Raw genomic sequence first — 786 nt, 5'->3', positions numbered from 1 at the left:
CTGGCGGGCGATGCCGGTGCCGGCCAGCTATTTCAGTCACTGGCGCATACGGCCACCGTGGCCATCCCCGCGGATTGGGCGCTTGACGTCGATACACGGGAGGACCTGATGAAGGTAAAGGCGGAATCGGACCGCTTTGCCGAAACCACTTGAAGGGGGCGTGGGCAGGTCCCTGGACCGCTTCGGCCAGATCGAGGGTGTCTTCAACAATACCGGAATTCAGGGCAAGGGAGGCCCGCGGCCTGCTAAAGGAGGCCTGGGTCCACGGGGGCTCTTTCTCAATGCAGAGCGGGGCAGCCCAACCGCCAGCGCCTCCGGCGCCGCCGTTGGGCGACCCCTCGCTCAGCCTGCCATGACGGTCATGCCGCCGTCGGCCATGACGACAGAACCGACCATGAAGCTGGCACGCTCCGAGGCCAGGAAGGCGACCACTTCGGCGCTCTCTTCCGGTTGTGCTGCGCGACCAATGGGCGCGCCTTCACCGTGTTGGGCCAGAAAGCCAGGGCCGTCTTCCATGACATCGTTGAGGATATGGGTGATGATGGAAACCGACCGCAGCATCATCGATATCGGGATGGAGGCTGGCTATTCGAGCCAGTGGGCATCCCGCCAAGCGCCTATCGCAACCCCAAGCACGGCTAGGCTAATCCGCTGGGTAATGAGGCGCCAGTAGGATCGAGTTCTTCGTGGCAATGCCCATCAGCATGACCAGCCCGATCAGTGCGGGAACTGGGAAACGAACAGCGCCAGGAAGGCCCCGGGGACGGAGAGCACCAGCGCCACGAG

1 pseudogene is annotated in these 786 nt (G+C 64.0%); it reads right to left on the bottom strand.

Annotation, left to right across the window (positions count from 1 at the left end):
- Window positions 1-342: 342 nt before the first annotated feature.
- Window positions 343-543 (bottom strand): annotated as a pseudogene (locus QPM17_RS23675) (SDR family oxidoreductase); the annotation flags it as partial.
- Window positions 544-786 lie beyond the last annotated feature (243 nt).

The sequence above is a fragment of the Marinobacter azerbaijanicus genome (genome assembly GCF_030250645.1).
Lineage (GTDB): Bacteria > Pseudomonadota > Gammaproteobacteria > Pseudomonadales > Oleiphilaceae > Marinobacter > Marinobacter azerbaijanicus.
This window is presented reverse-complemented; position numbering and strand designations above follow the sequence as displayed.